This is a genomic window from Gynuella sunshinyii YC6258, assembly GCF_000940805.1.
GTDB classification, from domain to species: domain Bacteria; phylum Pseudomonadota; class Gammaproteobacteria; order Pseudomonadales; family Natronospirillaceae; genus Gynuella; species Gynuella sunshinyii.
On record NZ_CP007142.1, the window covers coordinates 5,907,572 to 5,928,190 of the forward strand.

The following is a 20,619-nucleotide window of genomic DNA, read 5'->3' on the forward strand; positions in this document are numbered from 1 at the left end:
TTATAGACGCCCTCCACTCGGGCCATGGAGGCGTTCGGGAACAGGATATCGGTGGCTTTGGTTCGACCGGTCAGAATCTCCGGCAATGCCTGCAAGGTGGCTTCCACCAGTTCGATCCGGACACGCTGATTGGGATCCGCGAGCCAGTGTTCACGCTGAGCCCACCATTGCGACCAGCAGTCTTCCAGACTCAGCGGTTGCAGTTCAGCACGGCGGGCCTGCAGCTGGCGCAGACTTTCCACCAGCCAGCGGTCATAGAATCCGGGCAGGCTGCCGGTGATACGCAGTTCACTGTCGGGAGCATCATGAGCGGGTGCGATCAGATCCAACTGGCGCACTGTCGCCCAGAGAAATTGCAGCAGGATCGGTTCGATCTCCTGTTCCTGCTGATGAATGCGGCTGATGTCAGCGGGCAGGTTTTGCGTCGAAACCGGAGTGGGTCCAACGCTTCCGGGATAGAGAGCGAGAGTCTGGTTCCTGCTCCAGTTAAGATCGATTCCGGGAACCTGTGGCTGTCCCTCGGTTTTCATCAGCACCGCCTGTGGCAGAGGACTTCTCAACAAGGCCCGCAGGGCAATAAAACCTTGTTCGGGCTCAATGGAAACCAGCCCGATTTTCTGGATACGCTGACGGTAATATTCATCCGTCACGATACCCACCGTGCCCCAGTATCCCCAGTTGATCACCTTCGTGGTACACCCCCACTGTCTGGCGAGGTGACTGGCAAAAGCGTCTTTAAACGTACAGCCGGCAGAGTAGTTTGATTGTCCGGGTAATTTGGTGAACGATTGCATCGACGAGAAAAACAACACCTGCTCAACACCAAAACCGGCAAATGCCTGCGCCATGTAGACACTGCTGTCGACCTTCGCTTTCAGGCTGGCGTTAAAGTTAGCCTCATCCATGTTGGCAATGCTTTTATCGCGTAACACGATGGCAGAATGAACCAGCCCGTGAACGCGGCCAAAACGCTCGCCAATCTCGGCGGCAGCGCGCTTCATATCGGCCTGATGGGTTGCATCAGCCTGGACATACAACGGCCGTGGCCCCAATGCGGCAATGGCATCGAGCCGGGCGGTTATCGTCTGATCCAGTGGACGGCGGCCAAGCCAGACAATCCGGGCGCGATAATGTTTAACCATCCAGCGACTCCAGGCTTCGCCAATACCGCCGGCACCGCCAATCACGACGTATACACCGCCATGACGGTAATCAGCACGCTTGCCTTCCAGATTCTGTACCGGTAACAGACGCTGCTGAAACCACTCGTTATGACGAAAAACATTGACGTTGCCGTCAGAGTCAAACGGCAGCTGCCTGAGCATATCCGGCAAGGCGGTAGCCCGATCCTCCAGATCCACCAGTCGTAACTGCCAATATGGAAATTCCTTGGCGGCACTGCCCACCAGACCGTGAATACTGGTATGGGCCAGACATTGTCCCTGGCCACCGGCCAGCTCAACAGTGTCCCGGGTTACGATGGTGATCTGCAGACCAGTCTGGGCATGCTGTTGTTGCAATGCTTTGAACAAACGGTACAGGGCCACGACACCAGACTGCTGGCTATCGATCAGTGCCTGCTCATCAACGCTCAATCGTGGCACTGCGGGCGCAAACCAGAACAACTGCTTAAATTCGCCGGCCATGACCAAGCGAGCTGCCATGGCATCGATGTCCAGCCCATTCAGATCAATCCTGATGGCATTCACATGGCTGTCCACCAAGGGCTGTACCAACGGATCTTCGCCGACCACAATCATCTGCTGATCATCCTGCGCCAGGGCTGGATCAAATACCGGCTGCACCGCTTCCCAGGTGGGTACTAAAACATCGAGGTCATGCACACTGCTGAGGATTTTCTCCATGCTGTTCACTGCCGTGACCGTTGCGGCTGACCGGGATGTCTCTCTGGCTGCCGCGGCTGTCGTCATCCGCGTTTCGACGACCCTTCTGTCACCGGCTCTGTCATCAGTTCCATCAGGATCGCCAACCCAATAGCGCTGACGGGCGAAAGGATACGTCGGCAGTGAGATACGCTGATAACGTTCATCTGCAAACAGTCCGGCATAATCAAGCCGGTAACCTTGCTGGAACAACTCCATGACGGTGGTCAGGTGGTCGAGGTAATCCGGATTGCCAGGGTGACAGTCGGCGATAGATTGATTACCGAAATTCTTTAATCCGGCCTTTTCCCGCACGCCGGTGGTATCCACTTCAGCGACACTGACCGACATATGCCTGTCGCTGTCCAGCCAGCTGTGTAACCGCGATGCGAGTTCGCTCAGGCTGGTCACAACAGTCGCCAGCCGGTGTTCCAGGTGCCGGCGGCCGCACAGCAGGGTAAAGCTGATATTGCCCGTATCGGTATCGGGGTGCTCACGACAGAACTGCACCAGCTGTTGGGCCTGCTGCTTCAGCTGCGAACGGCTCTGCGCCGACAGCACCAGCAGATAAGCCCGGCCCGGTGAACGCGACGGAATTGCCCGTTCCGGTGGCTGTTCTATCACCGCATGAGCGTTGGTGCCGCTGAAACCAAACGAACTCACCGCTGCACGGCGCGGCCCGCCATCAGCTGGCCAGTCTCTGAGCTGGCGGTTAACAAAAAACGGACTGTCCTCAAAGTTGATCTGATCATTGCCCTGGCGAAAGTGCAGTGTTGGCGGCAACGCCCGGTGCTTGAGCGCCAGTACGGCTTTTAACAACCCGGCGACACCCGCAGCCGTACCGGTATGGCCGATATTGGTTTTGACCGAACCGATGGCACAATATCCGCGGCGCGCGGTGTCGTGGCGATAGGCCTTGCTGAGGGCATTGAATTCAATGGGGTCACCCAGCACTGTGCCAGTACCATGGGCTTCAACCATTCCGATGCTGTCAGCATGGATACCAAAGCGGTCGTAGATATCACGGACCAACCGCTCCTGCGCCCGGGCGCTGGGCGCGGTAATACCATTGCTGGCACCATCCTGATTGATGCCGATGGCGCGGATCACCGCTGAGATATTGTCACCGTCAGCCTGTGCTTTCGATAACCGCTTGAGCAATACCACGCCAACCCCTTCGCCGGGCACAAAACCATCCGCACTGGCGTCGAAGGTGTGGCAGCGCCCGGTAGCCGATAACATGCCGGCCTGATCGGCAGAGGTGTAAAAAGCAGGACTGGACTGCACCAGCACGCCACCGGCCAGGGCCATGGTTGTTTCACGGCGCCACAGTGCCTGACAGGCCAGATGGATGGCCGTCAGACCACTGGAACAGGCGGTGTCCACCGCCAGCGCCGGGCCTTGCAGATTCAGAAAATAGGCGATGCGGGCCGGCAGAATGGAACCGGCATTGCCCCAGAATGCCTGAGCGGGTCGCCGGCCTGGCATCAGATGCAGATAATCGCCACCGACACAGCCCATGTACACCCCGCAATTCTGATTCTGAATGGCCTCACCGGCATAGCCGGCATCCTCGATGGTATGCCAGGCCTCTTCCAGAAACAGCCGCTGCTGGGGATCCATGTGTTCTGCCTCGACCCCGGAAATATTGAAAAACACCGGATCGAATTCATCGATACGATCCAGAAAGCTGCCATGGAAGCAGTGCGCTTTCTGGCTGGAGCTGTCGCGATACAACTGCGTCAGATCCCAGCGGCTCACTTCACCCACCAGATCATCACCAGCAACCAGATGGTCCCAGAACTGCTCCAGATTATCAGACCCGGCAAACCGGCCACTCATACCGATAATGGCAATGGCTTCTTCTGGCCCGGCATTGTTGACGGTGACGTTCTGGTTTTCGCTCACTACCGGTTGCCAGCGTGGCTGATCAGCGTGGTGGTGCTCCCAGGCCACATTGACGGCCTCCTCAGGTGGCACTGATGTCGTCACCTGAGTGTCCGGGGCTGCCGGCGTCAACGCCTGACGATGTTCACTGATAATGTGGTCGCTCAGGGCATTGATGGTGTTGAAGTCAAACAGGGCCGTGGTTTTGAGTTCGATCCCCAGCTGTTGGCTGATACTGTTGGCCAATTGCGCCGCCAGAATCGAATCGACCCCATAATCGGCAAAGGCCTCATCAAACTCCAGCCGCTCCGGCCCCACGTCCAGGGCCTTGGAAAGCTGTTCGATCAAGACCTGTTTCACTTGTTCCTGTAATTGTTGAACGCTGATCTGTACCGGCGTTGCTACCGCCGACCGGGCTGGCACTGCCCGGCAACTGTACCCCTGCAGGCGCACGCATAGCTGGCCGTGCTGATCGCAGAGATCAAGATCATATTTCTGTACCTCGTCACCGCGCCGGCAATCCTGAGCGCGGGTGATCCGCACCCAGGCCTGACGGGGACAGGGTCGCCACATCTGCACCTGATTCAGAGCAAAAGGCAAGCGCGGAACACTGTCTGCCGCCGCCATGGCGATTTCAGTCTGTAGCGCTGCGTCGAGCATGCTTGGGTGCAACAGCAGAGTGTCAACATCACTGGCATCATCCGGCAGTCGTAGTTGCCCCAGAGCCTGATCAGCGTCGAAATTCAGTTGTTGCAGAGCTTTGAACGTGCTGCCGTTTTCGACCCCGAGGGCATTGATGCGCTGTTGGCACTGCGCCATAGTCAAAGTATTGCCCTGTAGCGACTGCTGTAATTCTGCCAGCGCCAGAGCAGGCGGCTGAGCAGCCGTCTCGGTGTACCCCTGGCAGCGATAGTGGAGCACCTTTTGCTGCTGTTGATGACTGAATATTTCACAGCGGCAGACTCCCGCATCCGGCGTTATTTCAATACTCACATCAAGACCGTTTTCGCCAGTAACAACCATCGGACGCAACCAGACGCTGTGTTCCAGCCTGACCGGATGATCACTGGCGGTGGTGATGGCTATCGCCGCCCGCGCCATTTCCAGATAGGCGACACCGGGCACGACCCGCTGGCCGTTGACGCGATGATCTCGCAGCCAGAATTCATCGCCACTGAAATGACTGTGAAAGCAATGACGCTGGCCGTCCCGGGACGACTGCTGCAACATCGGGTGCAGAGATGGATTCGGTACTGCGGGCAGTTCCTGTGTAGTCTCGATCCAGTAACGTTCGCGGGCGAATGGGTAACCCGGCAGTGAAATACGCCGGCCCTGACCACCGAACAGCGCGCTGAAACCGCCTTGATAGCCTTGTAAATACAGCCTGGAAAGCTGTTGCAAAACCTCCAGATAGTCAGCTCCATCCACCTGACGCAACCGTTGAATAAGGGCCTGTGCCTGGGGTTGCAGATCTTCAGCGATCCAGGAGGTATCTGCCGGCAGATCGGCGTATTGCTGAGAATTCGCCAGCCATTGGCTTAACTGCAAACATAACCGGGCAATGCTTTCGACCACCAGTGCCAGTCGTTTCGGTTGATGTTTACGTCCGCACAACAGAGTAAAGCTGATGTCTCCCGGATGCGCATCCGGATGCCGTTGGCAGTGCTGTAGCAGCGCGGTTGCCAGCTGCTGCAACTGAGCCTGGCTCTGGCCGGATAACACGATCAGGTAACCGGGCCGGGTCCATTGCCGGTTCGCTGGTTCAGGCGCCTGTTCCAGCACCATATGGGCATTGGTACCACTGAAGCCGAAGGAGCTGACAGCCGCACGACGGGGGCCGTCCGCCTGCCAGTCGAGCAACTCTGTATTGATAAAAAACGGGCTGTCCGCGAGTGAAATAGCCTCATTGCCACGTTCAAAATGCAGTGACGCCGGTATCTGCCGATGGCGCATCGCCAGCAGGATTTTAATGATTCCGGCCACCCCCGCCGCCGTACCGGCGTGACCGATATTGGTTTTGACCGACCCTAACGCGCAGAAACCACGGCGATCAGTATAGTGACGGAACACCCGCTTCAGAGCGCTGAACTCAATCGGGTCACCCAGCGGCGTACCGGTGCCGTGAGCCTCCACCATCTGGATCGATTCCGGGTTGATATCAAAGCGCTCATAAACATCACGCATCAGGCTTTCCTGACTTGCCGCATTGGGCGCGGTAATGCCATTGGTTGCGCCATCCTGATTCAGTCCACTGGCGCGAATCACCGCTAATACGTGATCACCATCGGCCAGCGCCCGATCCAGTGACTTCAGCACAACGACCCCGACGCCTTCGCCCGGAACAAAACCATCGGCGCGGGCATCAAAGGTGTAGCAACGGCCACTGGCCGATAACATGCCGGCCTGATCTGCCGGGGTGTAATAAGCCGCTGGCGTGCTTTGTACATAGACTCCGCCGGCCAGTGCCATATCGACCTCCCCGTTTCTCAGCGCCTGACCGGCCAGATGAATCGCCACCAGCGAACTGGAACAGGCGGTATCTACGGCCAGCGCCGGGCCTTTGATATCGAGATGATAGGCAATACGTGATGCCAGGATGGCACTGGAGTTCCCCCAGAATGCCTGAGCCGGGCGTCGTTCCGGAATGAGCTGATCGTAATCGCCGGCGACGCAGCCGACATAAACGCCGCAGCATTGTCCGTTCAGACTCTCTCCCAGGTAGCCACCGTCTTCGAGTGCCAGCCAGGCATGCTGCAGAAACAGCCGCTGCTGCGGATCCATGTACTTCGCTTCAGTACCGGATATTCTGAAAAACAGCGGATCAAATTCATCGATGTTGTCGAGCAGAGCGCCGTCCATACAATGCTGCAACTGATCTGAGCTGCGCCGGTAATAATCGGCCAGATTCCAGCGGGTAACCGGTTTGACCAGATCATCACCGGCGGCAAGATGCTCCCAGAACTCCTCGACATTGGCAGAGCCGGCAAACCGGCCACTCATGCCGATGATGGCAATCGGCGCGGTGGCGGGCGCGTTTGGGGTGGTTGCTGCGTTTGTTTGCACCGGTAAGACAACTTTGCGGTCTGGGATCTGATCATGACTCCCGACATCGGCCGGTGTTACCGACCGCTCAGCTGGCATGATCGGCTGTTGATCCAGGATATGTCTGGCCAGTCGATTGATGGAGTTGAATTCAAACAGTGCGGTAATTTCCAGTTGTAACTGCAGGGTCTGATTCAACGCCGACACCACCCGCACACCACTGATGGAATCAACGCCGTAATCGGCAAAGGAGTCGTTCAGATCGATCTCGCTGCAATCGACTTTGAGGGTGTCGCTCAGTGTTTGCTTAATAAGTGCGATGATGGTTTGTGAACCTGTCGCCTCAGCCGTAAAAGGCAGGGATGGATCCAGACTTAGAATATGTCTGGCCAATTGGTTGATGGAGTTGAACTCAAACAGTGCGGTGATTTCCAGCTGTAACTTCAAAGTCTGGTTCAATGACGACACCACCCGCACACCACTGATGGAATCAACACCATAATCAGCAAAGGAGTCGTTCGGATCGATCTCGCTGCAATCGACTCTGAGGGTGTCGCTCAAGGCCTGCTGAATCAGCCTGATGACCTGTGACGCGTTGGTTTCCTTCGGAGGTAATGTATTCGGGTGCTGGACATGATGACTGGCCTCCTGTCTGGTGACCGGAACCTGAGCGGTCACCACGCCATCGCTGATAGCCGCAAAGATCTGCTGCCCTCCGTTGTGGCCGTCTTGAATCACCGCCTGGGCACTAAACCCTTCCGCCTTCAACAGCTCCAGCCAGCGTGCCGGCAACAGGAACGGGCTGCCCATCAGCCGCAATGCAGTGTCCTGATGCAACCACCAGCCTTCCGTCAATCCAAGGGTCAGATGGGAAAACAGGTTGTTCGCCACCACTTCGTTGAGTACCAGCAAACCACCCTGACGCAACGCCGCCTTGGCGTTACGCAGCGCTTCGCGCAGATTGGCGGTGGCATGAAGTACATTGGTCGCCAGCACCACATCGTACTGCCCTGCACCAATATTCTTCTGCTCATGCAGCGGCCGGCTGACATCGAATAACTCTGTTCTCAGCCACGAATGACCCGGCGCATAGTGCTGCTGGGCATGCAGCAGAAACGCACGCGACAGATCGGTATAGCAGTATTCATCAATGCGATCATGGAACGGGGCCAACCGGGGCAGTAATCCGGCCGTGGTGCCGCCGGTACCGGCTCCGATTTCCAGCAGTTTCAGGCGCGCCGAACCCGCTTGCTCTTGAGACTGGTGCAGATAATCACAGACCACATCTCCCAGCACCTGGTTGTAGTAATCCACTCGGGTCGAGCCTTTATAGACGCCCTCCACTCGGGCCATGGAGGCGTTCGGGAACAGGATATCGGTGGCTTTGGTTCGACCGGTCAGAATCTCCGGCAATGCCTGCAAGGTGGCTTCTACCAGTTCGATCCGGGCGCGCTGATTGGGATCGGCCAGCCAGTGTTCACGCTGAGCCCGCCATTGCGACCAGCAGTCTTCCAGACTCTGCGGTTGCAGTTCAGCACGACGGGCCTGCAACTGGCGCAGACTTTCCGCCAGCCAGCGGTCATAGAATCCTTGCAGGCTGCCGGTGATACGCAGTTCACTGTCGGGAGCATCGTGAGCGGGTGCGATCAGATCCAACTGGCGCACTGTCGCCCAGAGAAACTGCAGCAGGATCGGTTCGATCTCCTGTTCCTGCTGATGAATGCGGCTGATGTCAGCAGGTAATTGATGGGCCGTCGGCACTGCGGCAGAGGAATGCTGATGTGCATCGGTCATCTGCGTTTCTGCGTGTGCGTTATGATCGCTCGCTGTCGGTATCCAGTAGCGCCCACGGGCAAATGGGTAACCCGGTAACGTCAGCCGCCGGGGCACATATTGCTGCCAGCCCAATGCCCAGTCTATTTCACCACCACTAACCCAGTAACGCGCCAGTTTGTCCAGATTGCGCTGGATGAACCAGCGTTCCATCAACAGTGCTGCGTCTGCAGCATCGTCCACAATCAACCCCTGCCGGTTTTTGTCCCGTCTGATCTGGCCGGTGAACCAAGGCTGCGAGTCTTGTGCCTCAGCGTTCTGCAGGTACTGCTGCAACCGCTCACAGACTTGCTCCAGCGTCTCTGCTGTGAACGCCAGCCGGTGATCCATCGGCTCGCGTGCAACCTGCAAGGTGTAGGCAAGCTCGCTCAGCTGCAGCCCGTTTTCAACCTGTAAAAAAGCCAGCAGACGTTCGGCACGCTGACGCAGTTGGGCTTCGCTTTTGGCCGATAACACCAGCAGTTGGGTGGCTTTTTTCAGCTCATCTGGAGATGCGATTTCGGTGTTTGCTGGCGCTGAATACTGTTCTAAAACAACATGCGCATTGGCACCGCCAAAACCGAATGAACTGACACCGGCCCGACGCGGATGTTTACCTGATGGCCAACTGCGATGCTGATCGACTATGAAGAAAGGCGTCTGTTGTACCCAGGGAATATGTGCGTTGCGGGTGTTAAAGTTGAGGTTGGCAGGTAACTCACCGTGTTTCAGACACAACATGGCTTTGATGATTCCGGCAATACCCGCTGCACCTTCGAGATGACCGATGGTCGACTTCACCGAGCCGAGGCCACACCAGGGCGATTCCGGCAGAGTTTCACCCTGCTGCTCCAGCAGTTGACTGAACGCCCGTTGCAGGCCGTCGATCTCAATCGGGTCACCCAACGGGGTACCCGTACCGTGAGCCTCAACATAACCCACGGACAATGGCGACACCTTTGCGTTTTGATAAGCCTTCACCAGCAAATTCGCCTGAGCCTGGGGTGAAGGCGCAGTCAATGAACTGGCCTGGCCGCCGTGATTGATCGCTGAACCGCGAATCACGCAGTGAATATTATCGCCGTCCTGCTGTGCCTGGGCCAGCGGCTTAAGCACCAGCATGGCCGCACCTTCACCACGGACAAAACCGTCGGCCTGCTGATCAAAGACCTTACAGCGACCATCATGGGAAAGCATACCAGCCTGATAAAACGCCACCGTATTGGAGGGACTGCACATCAGATTCACGCCGCCTACCAGGGCCACTGAACACTCTCCGCCACGCAACGCTGCCAGCGCCTGATGGATGGCCACCAGGGAGCTGGAACAGGCGGTATCCACGGTGACGCTGGGACCATGAAAATCATAAAAATAGGACACCCGGTTGGCCAACAGTGCAGCGTGGGAACTGGTGGTTAGCATGGGATCATTTTTGGGCGCGTGTTTCTCCAGCAGTTCGCGATAATCGAAATGGCAGGCACCGACAAACACGCCAGCATCACTGCCGGACAACGTGGACGGACGATAGCCGGCATGCTCCAGCGCCTGCCAGCTCAGTTCCAGCAATAACCGCTGTTGAGGATCCAGCAATTCCGCTTCTGCCGGGGTCATCCGGAAAAAAGCCGGATCAAAGGTGTCGATATGATCAAGAAAACCACCGTAATCGATGCCGTTATGGTGACCATCAACATCGATGTGCTCCGGCCAGCACCAACGCCCGGGTGGCATCCGGGTAATGGCCGATGTGGATGAGGTCAGCAGCGACCAGAACTGATCTTCGGTCTGACAGCCACCTGGGAAATTCAACGCCAGACCAGTGATGGCGACCAGCTGATCATCCGATGTTTCGGGACTTGTCGTCTGCGCTGACGGAAGATCCGTCTCCTCCACGGCATCGGCCGTCTGGCTGACATCAGCCGCCTGAGTAACAGCAGCGACCTCGTTGATATGGTTTTCCGTTGGCGTATCGTGCTTGCTGACACCGGCAAAATAACGCTGAACTTTGGCCTTGGTATTGTGTTCAAACAGAAACGGCGCGCTCAGTTCATGCCCGGTCTGACGCGCCAACAATGTGCGGATTTCCAGCAGCTCAATGGAATCGATACCGGCGGACATAAACGGCGTGTCTTCATCGATCGCCTGGGCGCGGTTCTCACCTAAAATTTTGCTCATCACCGACTCGATGATGTGTGCCATATTCAGATTATGTGATGCAGTCATAGGGTAACTCTTCACTGACGGATTGGATGACGTTGAGGTGGCCATCACCTCTTGATCAGGATCGATATCTGGTTGATTCAGGTGCACGTTATGCACCGGCTTAAATGACACAATCAGGCTCTGACGAAACGCCTGCGCCTGCTTGATAAATGGCAGACCATAAACTGCAGTCCGGCTGAAGCCGGCTTTATCAAATACCTGTTGCCATCCTGGCGCGCTGACTAAACAGCTGTTTGGCAGCCGGTTGTGCTCATCGGCATAAAGGAGAAAGCCATGCAGAAAAGCACCGGTGTAATTCAGGTAGTCTTTTACGGCGGTAAACTCATTGAGTACGGCGATTCCACCGGGTTTTAATAACTGTTTGACCCGTACCAGGGTATCGACGATATAACGGGTGTCATGGAGGACATTTCCGGCACAGACAATATCGAACTGCCGGGCTTCAAAGCCCTGCTCGCCCAGCGCCTGTTCTATGTTCAGCCGCCGAAATTCGACAAACTCATACTCGTCACCAAAACGGCGTTCACCATAACGGGTAAACGCGCTGGAGATATCGCTGTAACAGTAATGGACGTGAGACTGGAACGATGTCAATCGCGGCAGAATGGCCTGAGTGGAGCCACCGGTACCCGCGCCGATTTCGAGAATATTGATACTGGCATCAGGATCCTGATCCAGTTTTGAACGGATAAATTCCGTGATAGTGGTTGCCGCCAGCCCATTGAAATAATCAGCCACGGGATTACCGAGAAAAATGCCGGAAAAAGCCGACATATCGCCATCAGGAAACATCACATCGTTTATAGCAACGTTACCCTGCAACAATTCCGGTATGCGCTGCAAGCTTGGAAAAACGAAATTGATGCAACTCTCATAGGCCGGAAAACGAGTGCAAAAATGACTGCGAAAATGTTCACTGGCCTGATCGAAATCTTCCGGAATCTGTTTGGCGCCATTCGGGTTAACGCGATAACCATTTTGCTCAGGAATAATGAGTTCATGAGCAACCAGCATTTCAACAAAATAGCCGAACAGGCGATGATATTTAGGGATAATATCAAGTTGCCCGATCAGTGCCTCGACATTTGGATATTTCTTCGTGTGATCGACGAATACACCCAGACGCTGCATGCTTTTCATTAACCACAAACAGCAGAAATCATTCAGCGCCTGTTCGACCGGAGCGTCATCTTCGCGTTCGGTTAACCCTGAGTTACTGATGACCTGCTCAATGGCTGGCGTAATGGCATTAAATAAATCGTTATCAGGCTCAATACTCTGACTCACCATTGGCATTGGATCAGAAGACGCCTGCTGCAACCAGTCAAGGCAGGCCTGGTCGCCAACTACCGTTTCCACGCCAGCGACAAGCTCCAGATAACAGCGGACATAACCGACCAGATCACAGGCCACGACAATGGCTGACGGATCCGCCAAAGCAACGCCGATAATTTCCGCCATGCTGCCATCATGCTGATGACACCAACGGGTATTAGTATCGCTTGCGTCCGCCCGGCGTTGGCATAACACGGCCGCGACAACCTTTCCATTATCGACCGCCACCCACTGACCAACACTGAACTCATCCATGATGCGGGCAATCGATGTCTCTTCAAACAAAACCCCCTGTTGGTCATCACTCAAAGGCCAGAACGACATCGCTTCCAGCAACGCCAGATCATCCGGACCGGCAAGGCGAAAGTGCCAAGGTCGACGCCGAAAATAATTGAGCGTAATACGCGAGAAAGGCTGCACACGTGGATAGCATCGCGCAAACGCCGGATCCAAAATAAGCCCGCAATAAGCCGCCGCCGCAATAAAGTCACCGGCTTGCACCAGTAATTGAGAGGAGAAGCGATGGTAGGCATCAAAATGCAGGCTCTCCGTCAAGGCGCGATATTGCTGGATCACCCCGGCATCCAGACAGTGGACTTCCAGCAGCAACATACCAAACCGGGACGGAATGGCAGCCCAGCGCTGCAGATGTTCCAGCAGCCCCTGCCAGGCGTATGCCGGATCAATCATCTGACCGTCGGGGCGGGTAAATACTCCATGCACGTGACTGGCATAACGTTGTGGCGTATTGACTGGAGCAATCCAGGGCCGGTCATGATCAAGGAAGGAACGCACATGAAGGATATTTTCCGGGTCATGAATTCCCTTTTCCGCCAGCAGTGCAGTCATTTGCTCCGGATCACCGATATCGGCTTTGATGACCATGAAGGCTTCGCCATGCAATGTCATCGCAGTTTCAACCAGGGCTTTTTCGTTGTAGTCCAATCCAATCAATAGCAAAGGGTATTGATCGAGCTGTTCGCCACGCAGGGTTTTCTGTTTGATCACCGTGATCAGTTTTAACAGCAATTGACCATCACCACAGCCCATATCTGCAATATAACAGGGTTGTTCCGCCAATGGCTGCTGGTTGAAGATCTGGATGATCAACGCTTCCAGATCAGCAAAATATTTCTGGTGCTGAAAGCCACTTCCGAGCACATTGAGGGCCCGATCAATGTGAGTCTCGTGGCCCTGTTCGTCGCGCTCGAATACCTGCTGACAATCGCCGAAAATCACCGTTTCTATCTGTGCGAACATTGGCAAATACGAGGCCACAGAGGCGACAATAAAAATCCGCCGGGCGATAAATTCACCGGTACCGGTCAGTACCGGAGCTGCACCTTCGGATACCAGCCAGCCACGATTCAAAAACAGCTCCAGCAGTTCATCAGCGGCCGCCAGGTTCTGTTGGGTAAAACTTAAGGTTTGTTGTTCCGGATCGATGGTCAGCAGATCATGCTGTTGCATGTTCAACAACAATGGCACGAGTAAACAACCATCGACAAACATCGCCAGTTCTTCATCATGCAACTCCCATCGTCGCGCCAGCCGTGCAATCCATGGAGCCAGTGACAATTGCAATGATTCCTGAGTCAGGTAATGGCCGTAGTCGATCGACAACAACGACAACAGATCATCAGGCAGATAGGCAACGGGATGACCCGGACAATATTGCAACCTGTCTGCCTGCACACCACAGATATAACCCATCGCTTCGGCCAGCACCAGAGCAGTTTTCAGATGCCCGGGATTGGCACCGGAAAATTTAACCAGCTCGTCAAAACAGCAATCCGGATGCTGCTCCAGATAATCGACAATCGCGTGTTTTTTAAGCGCCAGATAAACAGGCACTGCAACCAATCCATGGGCATAATTATTGACTACCGAAAGCATGTTATACCTCTGTTTACAACACTCTTAAATTGCCCGGACGGAGCACTTGCCCGGATATATATCGACTCATGAAACATTTAAGAAAACTCTAAAAAACGACCGGCTTTTCCGGTGTCTTTTAACAGCTTGGGCTGGCGCCAATTCCGGCAAAGACATTCCCAACAAACATATGAATTGGCATCAAATGCATGAGGAGTGTCTGATTCAACGTGAATATGTGCCGCAAAATTGTCAGACAAAAGACATTTTCGTGCCTGCCTGACGAGATAACCAAAGACACTTGAGATATGAATGAAAGGCTGTGTATATCGTCTCTGACCAGAACAAAACATGAGATCATAAAGACCCATGTACCCGATGAAGCAATCAGGCTCTTCATCTGATTCAACCAGCAGAAAATAATATTCTTGAACGAGCGACCACCCCACCCCATAACACGATGATGTCTGACTGGAAAACATATAAACCGGTTTCATCTGTCACCTCATTGATAGAGATAGAAATCACTGTTTATGTCAGCCGGGCACATGGCACTGTCAGTCCGGCGTCAATGTTTTCGGGTTAATGGTCTGAAAAGAATTGCCGGAATCTTTCTGACAAGAGTCGCGCGGCATGGCTCATCAGATACTCACACAACCAGACCACACTACGGTTCTGCCAATGTTCCTGAGCGGTTCCCAGTAGTAATTGATTGAGCGCGCCCAGTGCGGGTCCACAATGAATCTGATAGTCAACCTTGTTGTGTTCATCGCCACGCAGGGCAAGCCGGGTTGTGTGGATAAAATACCAACGGAAAACAGCGGCCATTTTTTTTCTGGGATTGGTTTCCATGAACGCCAGCTGAGCAGGCCGGCTTTTTTGCATATGCGTTCGGGTTTGCTGCCAGATCTCATCGATACTGCATTTAAACAAACTCGTTTCCAGCTGCCGGATAACATCCTCAGGCATATCATCGAGAGATTGATATTGATTGTATAAGCGATAGAGTTTGTTGGCCCTGGCCGGGAAAAAGACGCCTTTTTTCATGACCTGAACTGTCGCACCGGTTTCAAACATGTCACCGGCAGGCGCGTAATCGGTATCGTTGATATTTATGTTTTGTAACAGATCCTTAACGGCAGGACTGGTGGCAGCTTCTATGGAACATTGGTTGATGGAACCGGTGGTAATAAAATCGGCGCCCATGAAGAACGCCGTCATGACGGCTTCCGGAGTTCCGATTCCGCCGGCCAGGCCGACACGAATCGGTTGAACGTATTGTTGCCGGATCTGAACCTGTTCCCTTAAATGCATGATGGCGGGCAATAATACACTGGCATTTCCACGGTCTGTATGGCCCCCTGAATCCGCTTCGACACAAATATCCTGTGCCAATGGAATATGCTGTGCCAGTTCAGCCTGTTCTACAGTGATCAACCCCTGTGATAACAACTTATCAACCATACGAGAGGGTGCCGGTCGCATGAACATCTCTGCCACTTCCGAGTGAGACACCTTCGCCATCACAGTATTGCCGCATTGAACCTCACCACGGGCATTGCGATGGAGACCCTGTAATCGATAACGTACAATGGCTGGCGTCAGCTCCATATAGGCCGCCGCTTCAACATACCGCACATTATTTCGAAGCAGGATGTCCACGCGCTTCATCTCTTTTTCGGGTGTTGCATAATCCGGTAGCAAGTTGACCCCAAATGTCTCACTTTCAGTCAACGCCGCGTGAATGCTTGTGATGGCCTGTTCGAGCACGGTATCGGATAAACCGCCGGCGCCAAAAAAACTCATGAGTCCGGCTTTCGCCATGGCCACCACCATCTCAACCGAGGCAATCCCTTTATACATTGCTCCAGCGACATAAGCGTATTTCACCCGATAGTCCCGCCTGAACATTTCATTACCAAACTTATCAGCTGAAAAAGCGCTACCGTGCCCAAGCATATTCAATGCTTCAATCATGCTCACCCGATACCTTTGGCCTCGCGGTATCATTGTTGGAATAAGCCAACCGCTTCCAGGTAAACGGTGCCAGTATCTGGCCGATATAGTTTTGCGGATATTCGCGAATCGCTCCGCCAATACCAAGTTCCGCCGGGCCATTCCGATCCGGCAGGTAATATGAACCAAACACGATGTCCCAGATGATCAGGTTATCGCCATAATTAAGCGCTTCCTTGACGATCTTGGAATGATGCCAGCGATGCAGATCCGAAGTACTGAATATCGAATTAAAAACGCCATAGCGAATATCGATGTTACAGTGTTGCAGCAGACTCGTGACACCAATAAAACAGGTAAACATGGCCATGAGCTCCACAGGTGCGCCCAATAACACCATCGGCGCTGTTTGCGCAACATAAAACAGTATTGTTTCGAATGGATGGACCCGGACAGAATTGAACGAATACAAACGACTCACTGAATGATGAACAGAATGGATACGCCAGAGGAAATCCACCGTGTGCATGAACCTGTGCACCCAATAGGTAAAAAAGTCGACCAGAATAACCACCAGCACAAACTGAATCAGCAACGGCCATTTGGCTGGCCACAACGCAAATGGAATAATCGAAGAGACGTAGCTCGCCAGCATAAACAACGGGATATATAACAAAGCTCTAATTAAGGAAACCGTCACACCTGCCGAAAGAAAGAAGTGGGCAATATCAGTCTTGATATCTTTTTGTGGTTTAACCCACTCTCGCTTAAACGGCATCCACCATTCCAACGCCAGAATGACACCACAGGAAGCAAAAAAGAATAAAATGACGGTCGTCGCTTCTGCAAACCCGGAGACAATCATGGCATACGACCCCAGGACGGTTAATAGCAGCCAGGATGGATAAAAGAATCGTGAAACTGCACTTTTCATAATTTGAGCCATCCGGCTTTCCTCGTTGATCGTTGTTCGAAAAAAATGGTTTACGTCATCTGTACACAAATGAATCATGTTTTCGAAGACGTATAATTACCATCCATCGCTAAAAAAACCGAAACCATTAAACAGACATTATTGAAACCACTGAATTATTAACTTCATTTTTTATTTTTCGAGATCCTATATTACGGAAATATGTGAATCAACAAATACTATTTGTACTTACTAAAAACCATCAAAACCATGAACAATATTTACCAGCCACCTCATCTCTCAGCGGCGACTAAACCATACTTTAGTATGAACAAAAACATAAATACGAATCGACTTAAATCACTGATTTATCAGAGCATTTCAATCCAAATGAAGGTAAAAAACCATATCAGCACATACCAAAGACCAGATTGCCATATTTTTGGAATAATGATATTCAACAAAAAGTTATGGACACATCCGGACAATACAAACCACATACGTTCAGAAACTTATCAGCAGCTGAAATATTTATTTCATATAAAGATGACTACTATTTTTATACAAATTTTTGTGTAACAAACCGGACAAAAATGCCGGTATGATATTTCATCAACCCGACAAACATGTATGCCGGGTTAACAGCGTGATGCAGGGAAGCACCTAGGGGACCTCTGAAAAACAGGAATAGTTTTGATGCAGGCGAGGAAGCACCACTCGCAACACCGCAGTTTACTGGCGTAAATGAGGATGTGAGACTGGGGCTGACAAAGTCCTGCGCGAAAATAGGCCATTTTTCAGAGGTTCCCTAGATGTCGCATACCATTGGTAACAGCCAATGCACCCCGGGAAATCAGGCAGCCTGACGATTCGGTGTTTCGAGCAGCACCAACAGGTTTCCAGGGGTGGCTATTAAACAGATCAGGGCGATCTATTTAATTGCCGGATTAATAGAAACACTCGCAAGTTCGGTTCTACAGAAATTTCCAAAACAGACTCTGTTTTAAGTGCATGAGTAGAGGCAGTCATTATGTATGTAAGCTTTTTTGTTTTTCTGGCATTTTTAATTATTCTTGAGTGGTTTTATAAAGCCAGGAATTATCCGGCAATCCCCTGGTGGAAGACCCGGGCGATCTGCATAACGGTATTCACACTCAGTTGTGCTCAGCTGTTTTCCATCTGGTTTGACACAGTCATTCCTGATGTGATGCTGGTAAACACATCAGCATACCTGCCAGCCCCGTTAGCCGGTCTCGTGGGATTCATGTGGGCCACGCTCGCCGTCTATTGGTGGCACCTTGCCATGCATAAGAGTGACTTGCTGTGGCGATTGTTTCATCAGCTGCACCACAGCCCCCAACGTATAGAACTGCTGGCAACTTTTTATACCCACCCACTGAACTCTATCTCCGTTACTTTCTTTGGCAGCATTATGGTGCATATCATTGGCCTGAATATCGAAGCCGTCGGCTGGTACGCCATCATTTATTCCATGGCATCAGTGTTTAATCATGTCAACATCAGCGTCCCCCGCTGGATCGGTTATTTCATTCAGACACCGGACATGCACCGGGTCCATCACGAGTACCAGAGACATCAAAACAACTACGCCGAGTTTCCCCTTTGGGATATGTTATTCGGCACCTACCGCAATCCAGAGAAAGCGCCTGAGCGGTGCGGTTTTGATACCGATAAAGAAATTAAAGTCTTTTCCATGTTGATGCTGAAAGACGTGCATAAACGTGCCAAGGTACCCGAGTGACAGGACGGTGCCGCGTTAAACGTCAGATACGCGGCCGTTTCACAGATACGCTGGTTTGTGGTGAAGTCTTCAGGAATGGGAAACAGCTTGTGAACGCTGAACTCATACGGAGTGACTGACGATCCCGGGCCTAAGTTGTGCTCTGCGTCGTTCAGTCACTGATGATTGGCGGGTTTGGTGGTCTTTCTATTGAGGTTTCAGACTCATAGCCGGGGCGATATTATTAACAGACGCCCATGCCAACCATTAGTCTGACGCAAATACTATTAATCCCGACCGAAATCCTTGTCAGATTAATGATCCTCAAACACATACGCGTTGAGAATATGATCCTGCCATTCGCCATTTATTTTCAGATAGGATTCTGCATAACCTTCACGGACAAACCCGAGCCTTTTCAACAGCTTTGAGCTGCGTTTATTGGTCACCAGGTGATTGGCCATAACCCTGTGCAACCCATAACGGGTTTTGATGTATTGCATGGCATCGGTCAATGCTTCAAACATCACGCCTTTACCCTCCATTTTTCCGTCAACTGAAAATCCCAAATGGCAGGCCTGGAATACCCCCATGACAAAATTACTGAAGTTGATGTTGCCAATAATCGTGCTGGAGTCTTTTTCCGTGATCATAAACGATATACCGCGCTGGTTTTTTTCGTCTTCCATCATCATCTGAATACGCTGGCGAATGTTTTCGAGTTCGTAGTAGTCATCTCCTCTTAGCGGCTCAAAAGGTGCCAGCCGCTCTTTATTACGAAGCAGAAAACTCTGGAACGCCTCAGCCATATCGGTTGTCACGCTATACACATCCAGGCGCGCGGTGCTGAATACTTTGTTTTGATACATAAAAAATCCTCTGGAAAAATTGTCTATCAGTCCCATAACTATCACGCTGAATAGTGTTGGTGAGCACAAATCTACGCGGTTCTGCCAATCGTTATTCAACGGTTTTGTTAACATTCAGAGATCGTAAAATGAGGGTTGAATAAATGGATGTCGACACCTCCGTTTATCGTGTGCAATAAAGATATGCATTCGTGCAGATGGCGGTTTCAGGATGTCTGGCGACAACCGTTCTCTGCAGAACCGTTGGACGCGGTCTTTGTGAGATAACACTGCCCCCCGTGTTTCTCTTTTGGCCAGAAGGGCGGCGGATGATAGTGAAAGAAGAACGGCAGATCAAACCGGAATTCGCCAGCAAACAACGTTTTTCACGCTCATGTCGTTTAACACAAACATTTATGTCGCAAACTATCACGAGCAAATCAGGCCGGCACGGAAACCGGTACGATCCCCCCACTCCCCCAACACTTTACTCCACCCGAAGTTCGGGTTACTGTTGCGCCGCGCTGGCAAAATCCAGCGTCGGGATTAGCACCCTGTTAACCTCTTAGTGGCAGTATCTGAGGCACCCTGTGCCAAAATCAGATGCTGGAGCCCTGCTCATCTTATCGTTTTGGCAGGCCGTACGGGCCAGCGTTTGCTGGGCCGCTTTCCACTAAGGGCGGTAGTGCTAACCCGTTTCGGCCTGCCCCCAGTCGCTTAGCACCGACTGAGGGCATTGGGATCTCTTCTTAGTGGAGTCACTTATGTCTTCTATACAACTCTCCGACGCACAAACCACCCAACTGTTGACCCGGCATTGCCTGAGCGTGCGCGACCAGTACGGACAAATTCATCACCTTTCTGATCTCAGAGCCTTTGGACTGGCTCATACCCAACGCGAAGCCTGCACCCAGGTCAGCGAGATACTGGCGTTCATGCAGGCCCAGCTGGGTTTGTACGATCACCCTTCGTTTAATGGCATGGATGAGACAGCACTGATCGGCCAGACGTTGATGATGAGTGTTTGTCGTGCCCTGCTGGCCCTGCCGGAGCGCTAAGGAGCCATCTGAAAAATGGCCTGTTTTTCACAAAGCAGCAGTGATATTA

The 20,619-nt window shown here is 52.8% G+C and carries 7 protein-coding genes (1 of these 7 running past the window's edge); 2 read left to right on the forward strand and 5 right to left on the reverse strand.

Annotated features, from left to right (window positions below):
* The 4 genes from YC6258_RS30000 to YC6258_RS24480 all read right to left on the reverse strand — a co-directional run.
* Window positions 1–14,075: the 5' portion of an SDR family NAD(P)-dependent oxidoreductase gene (locus YC6258_RS30000; RefSeq protein WP_044619203.1), read on the reverse strand. It extends 13,372 nt beyond the left edge of the window; only the first 14,075 of its 27,447 coding nucleotides appear in the window; its start codon is at window positions 14,073–14,075; its stop codon lies off the left edge, out of view.
* Window positions 14,076–14,152: 77 nt separating this feature from the next.
* Window positions 14,153–14,551 carry a hypothetical protein gene (locus YC6258_RS24470; protein ID WP_044619204.1) on the reverse strand — a complete coding sequence of 133 codons (399 nt, stop codon included), beginning with the start codon at window positions 14,549–14,551 and terminating at the stop codon, window positions 14,153–14,155.
* An 85-nt stretch (window positions 14,552–14,636) separates the two neighbouring features.
* The gene (locus YC6258_RS24475; protein WP_044619205.1) at window positions 14,637–16,031 is read right to left on the reverse strand and encodes a PfaD family polyunsaturated fatty acid/polyketide biosynthesis protein; all 1,395 of its coding nucleotides are present in this window, start codon (window positions 16,029–16,031) and stop codon (window positions 14,637–14,639) included.
* Window positions 16,024–16,956 carry a sterol desaturase family protein gene (locus YC6258_RS24480; protein ID WP_052830555.1) on the reverse strand — a complete coding sequence of 311 codons (933 nt, stop codon included), beginning with the start codon at window positions 16,954–16,956 and terminating at the stop codon, window positions 16,024–16,026. The genes YC6258_RS24475 and YC6258_RS24480 overlap by 8 nt, the downstream gene beginning before the upstream one ends.
* Before the next feature lie 997 nt (window positions 16,957–17,953).
* Here YC6258_RS24480 and YC6258_RS24485 point away from each other — a divergent pair.
* The gene (locus YC6258_RS24485) at window positions 17,954–18,685 is read left to right on the forward strand and encodes a sterol desaturase family protein (RefSeq protein WP_052830556.1); all 732 of its coding nucleotides are present in this window, start codon (window positions 17,954–17,956) and stop codon (window positions 18,683–18,685) included.
* Between the two features lie 293 nt (window positions 18,686–18,978).
* Here the strand turns inward: YC6258_RS24485 and YC6258_RS24490 are convergent, their stop codons facing one another.
* Window positions 18,979–19,533: a GNAT family N-acetyltransferase gene (locus YC6258_RS24490; protein WP_044619206.1), complete on the reverse strand. Its 555-nt coding sequence runs from the start codon at window positions 19,531–19,533 to the stop codon at window positions 18,979–18,981.
* A gap of 743 nt (window positions 19,534–20,276) precedes the next feature.
* Here YC6258_RS24490 and YC6258_RS24495 point away from each other — a divergent pair.
* Window positions 20,277–20,570, forward strand: coding sequence for a hypothetical protein (locus tag YC6258_RS24495; RefSeq protein ID WP_044619207.1), 294 nt, complete (start codon window positions 20,277–20,279; stop codon window positions 20,568–20,570).
* Window positions 20,571–20,619 lie beyond the last annotated feature (49 nt).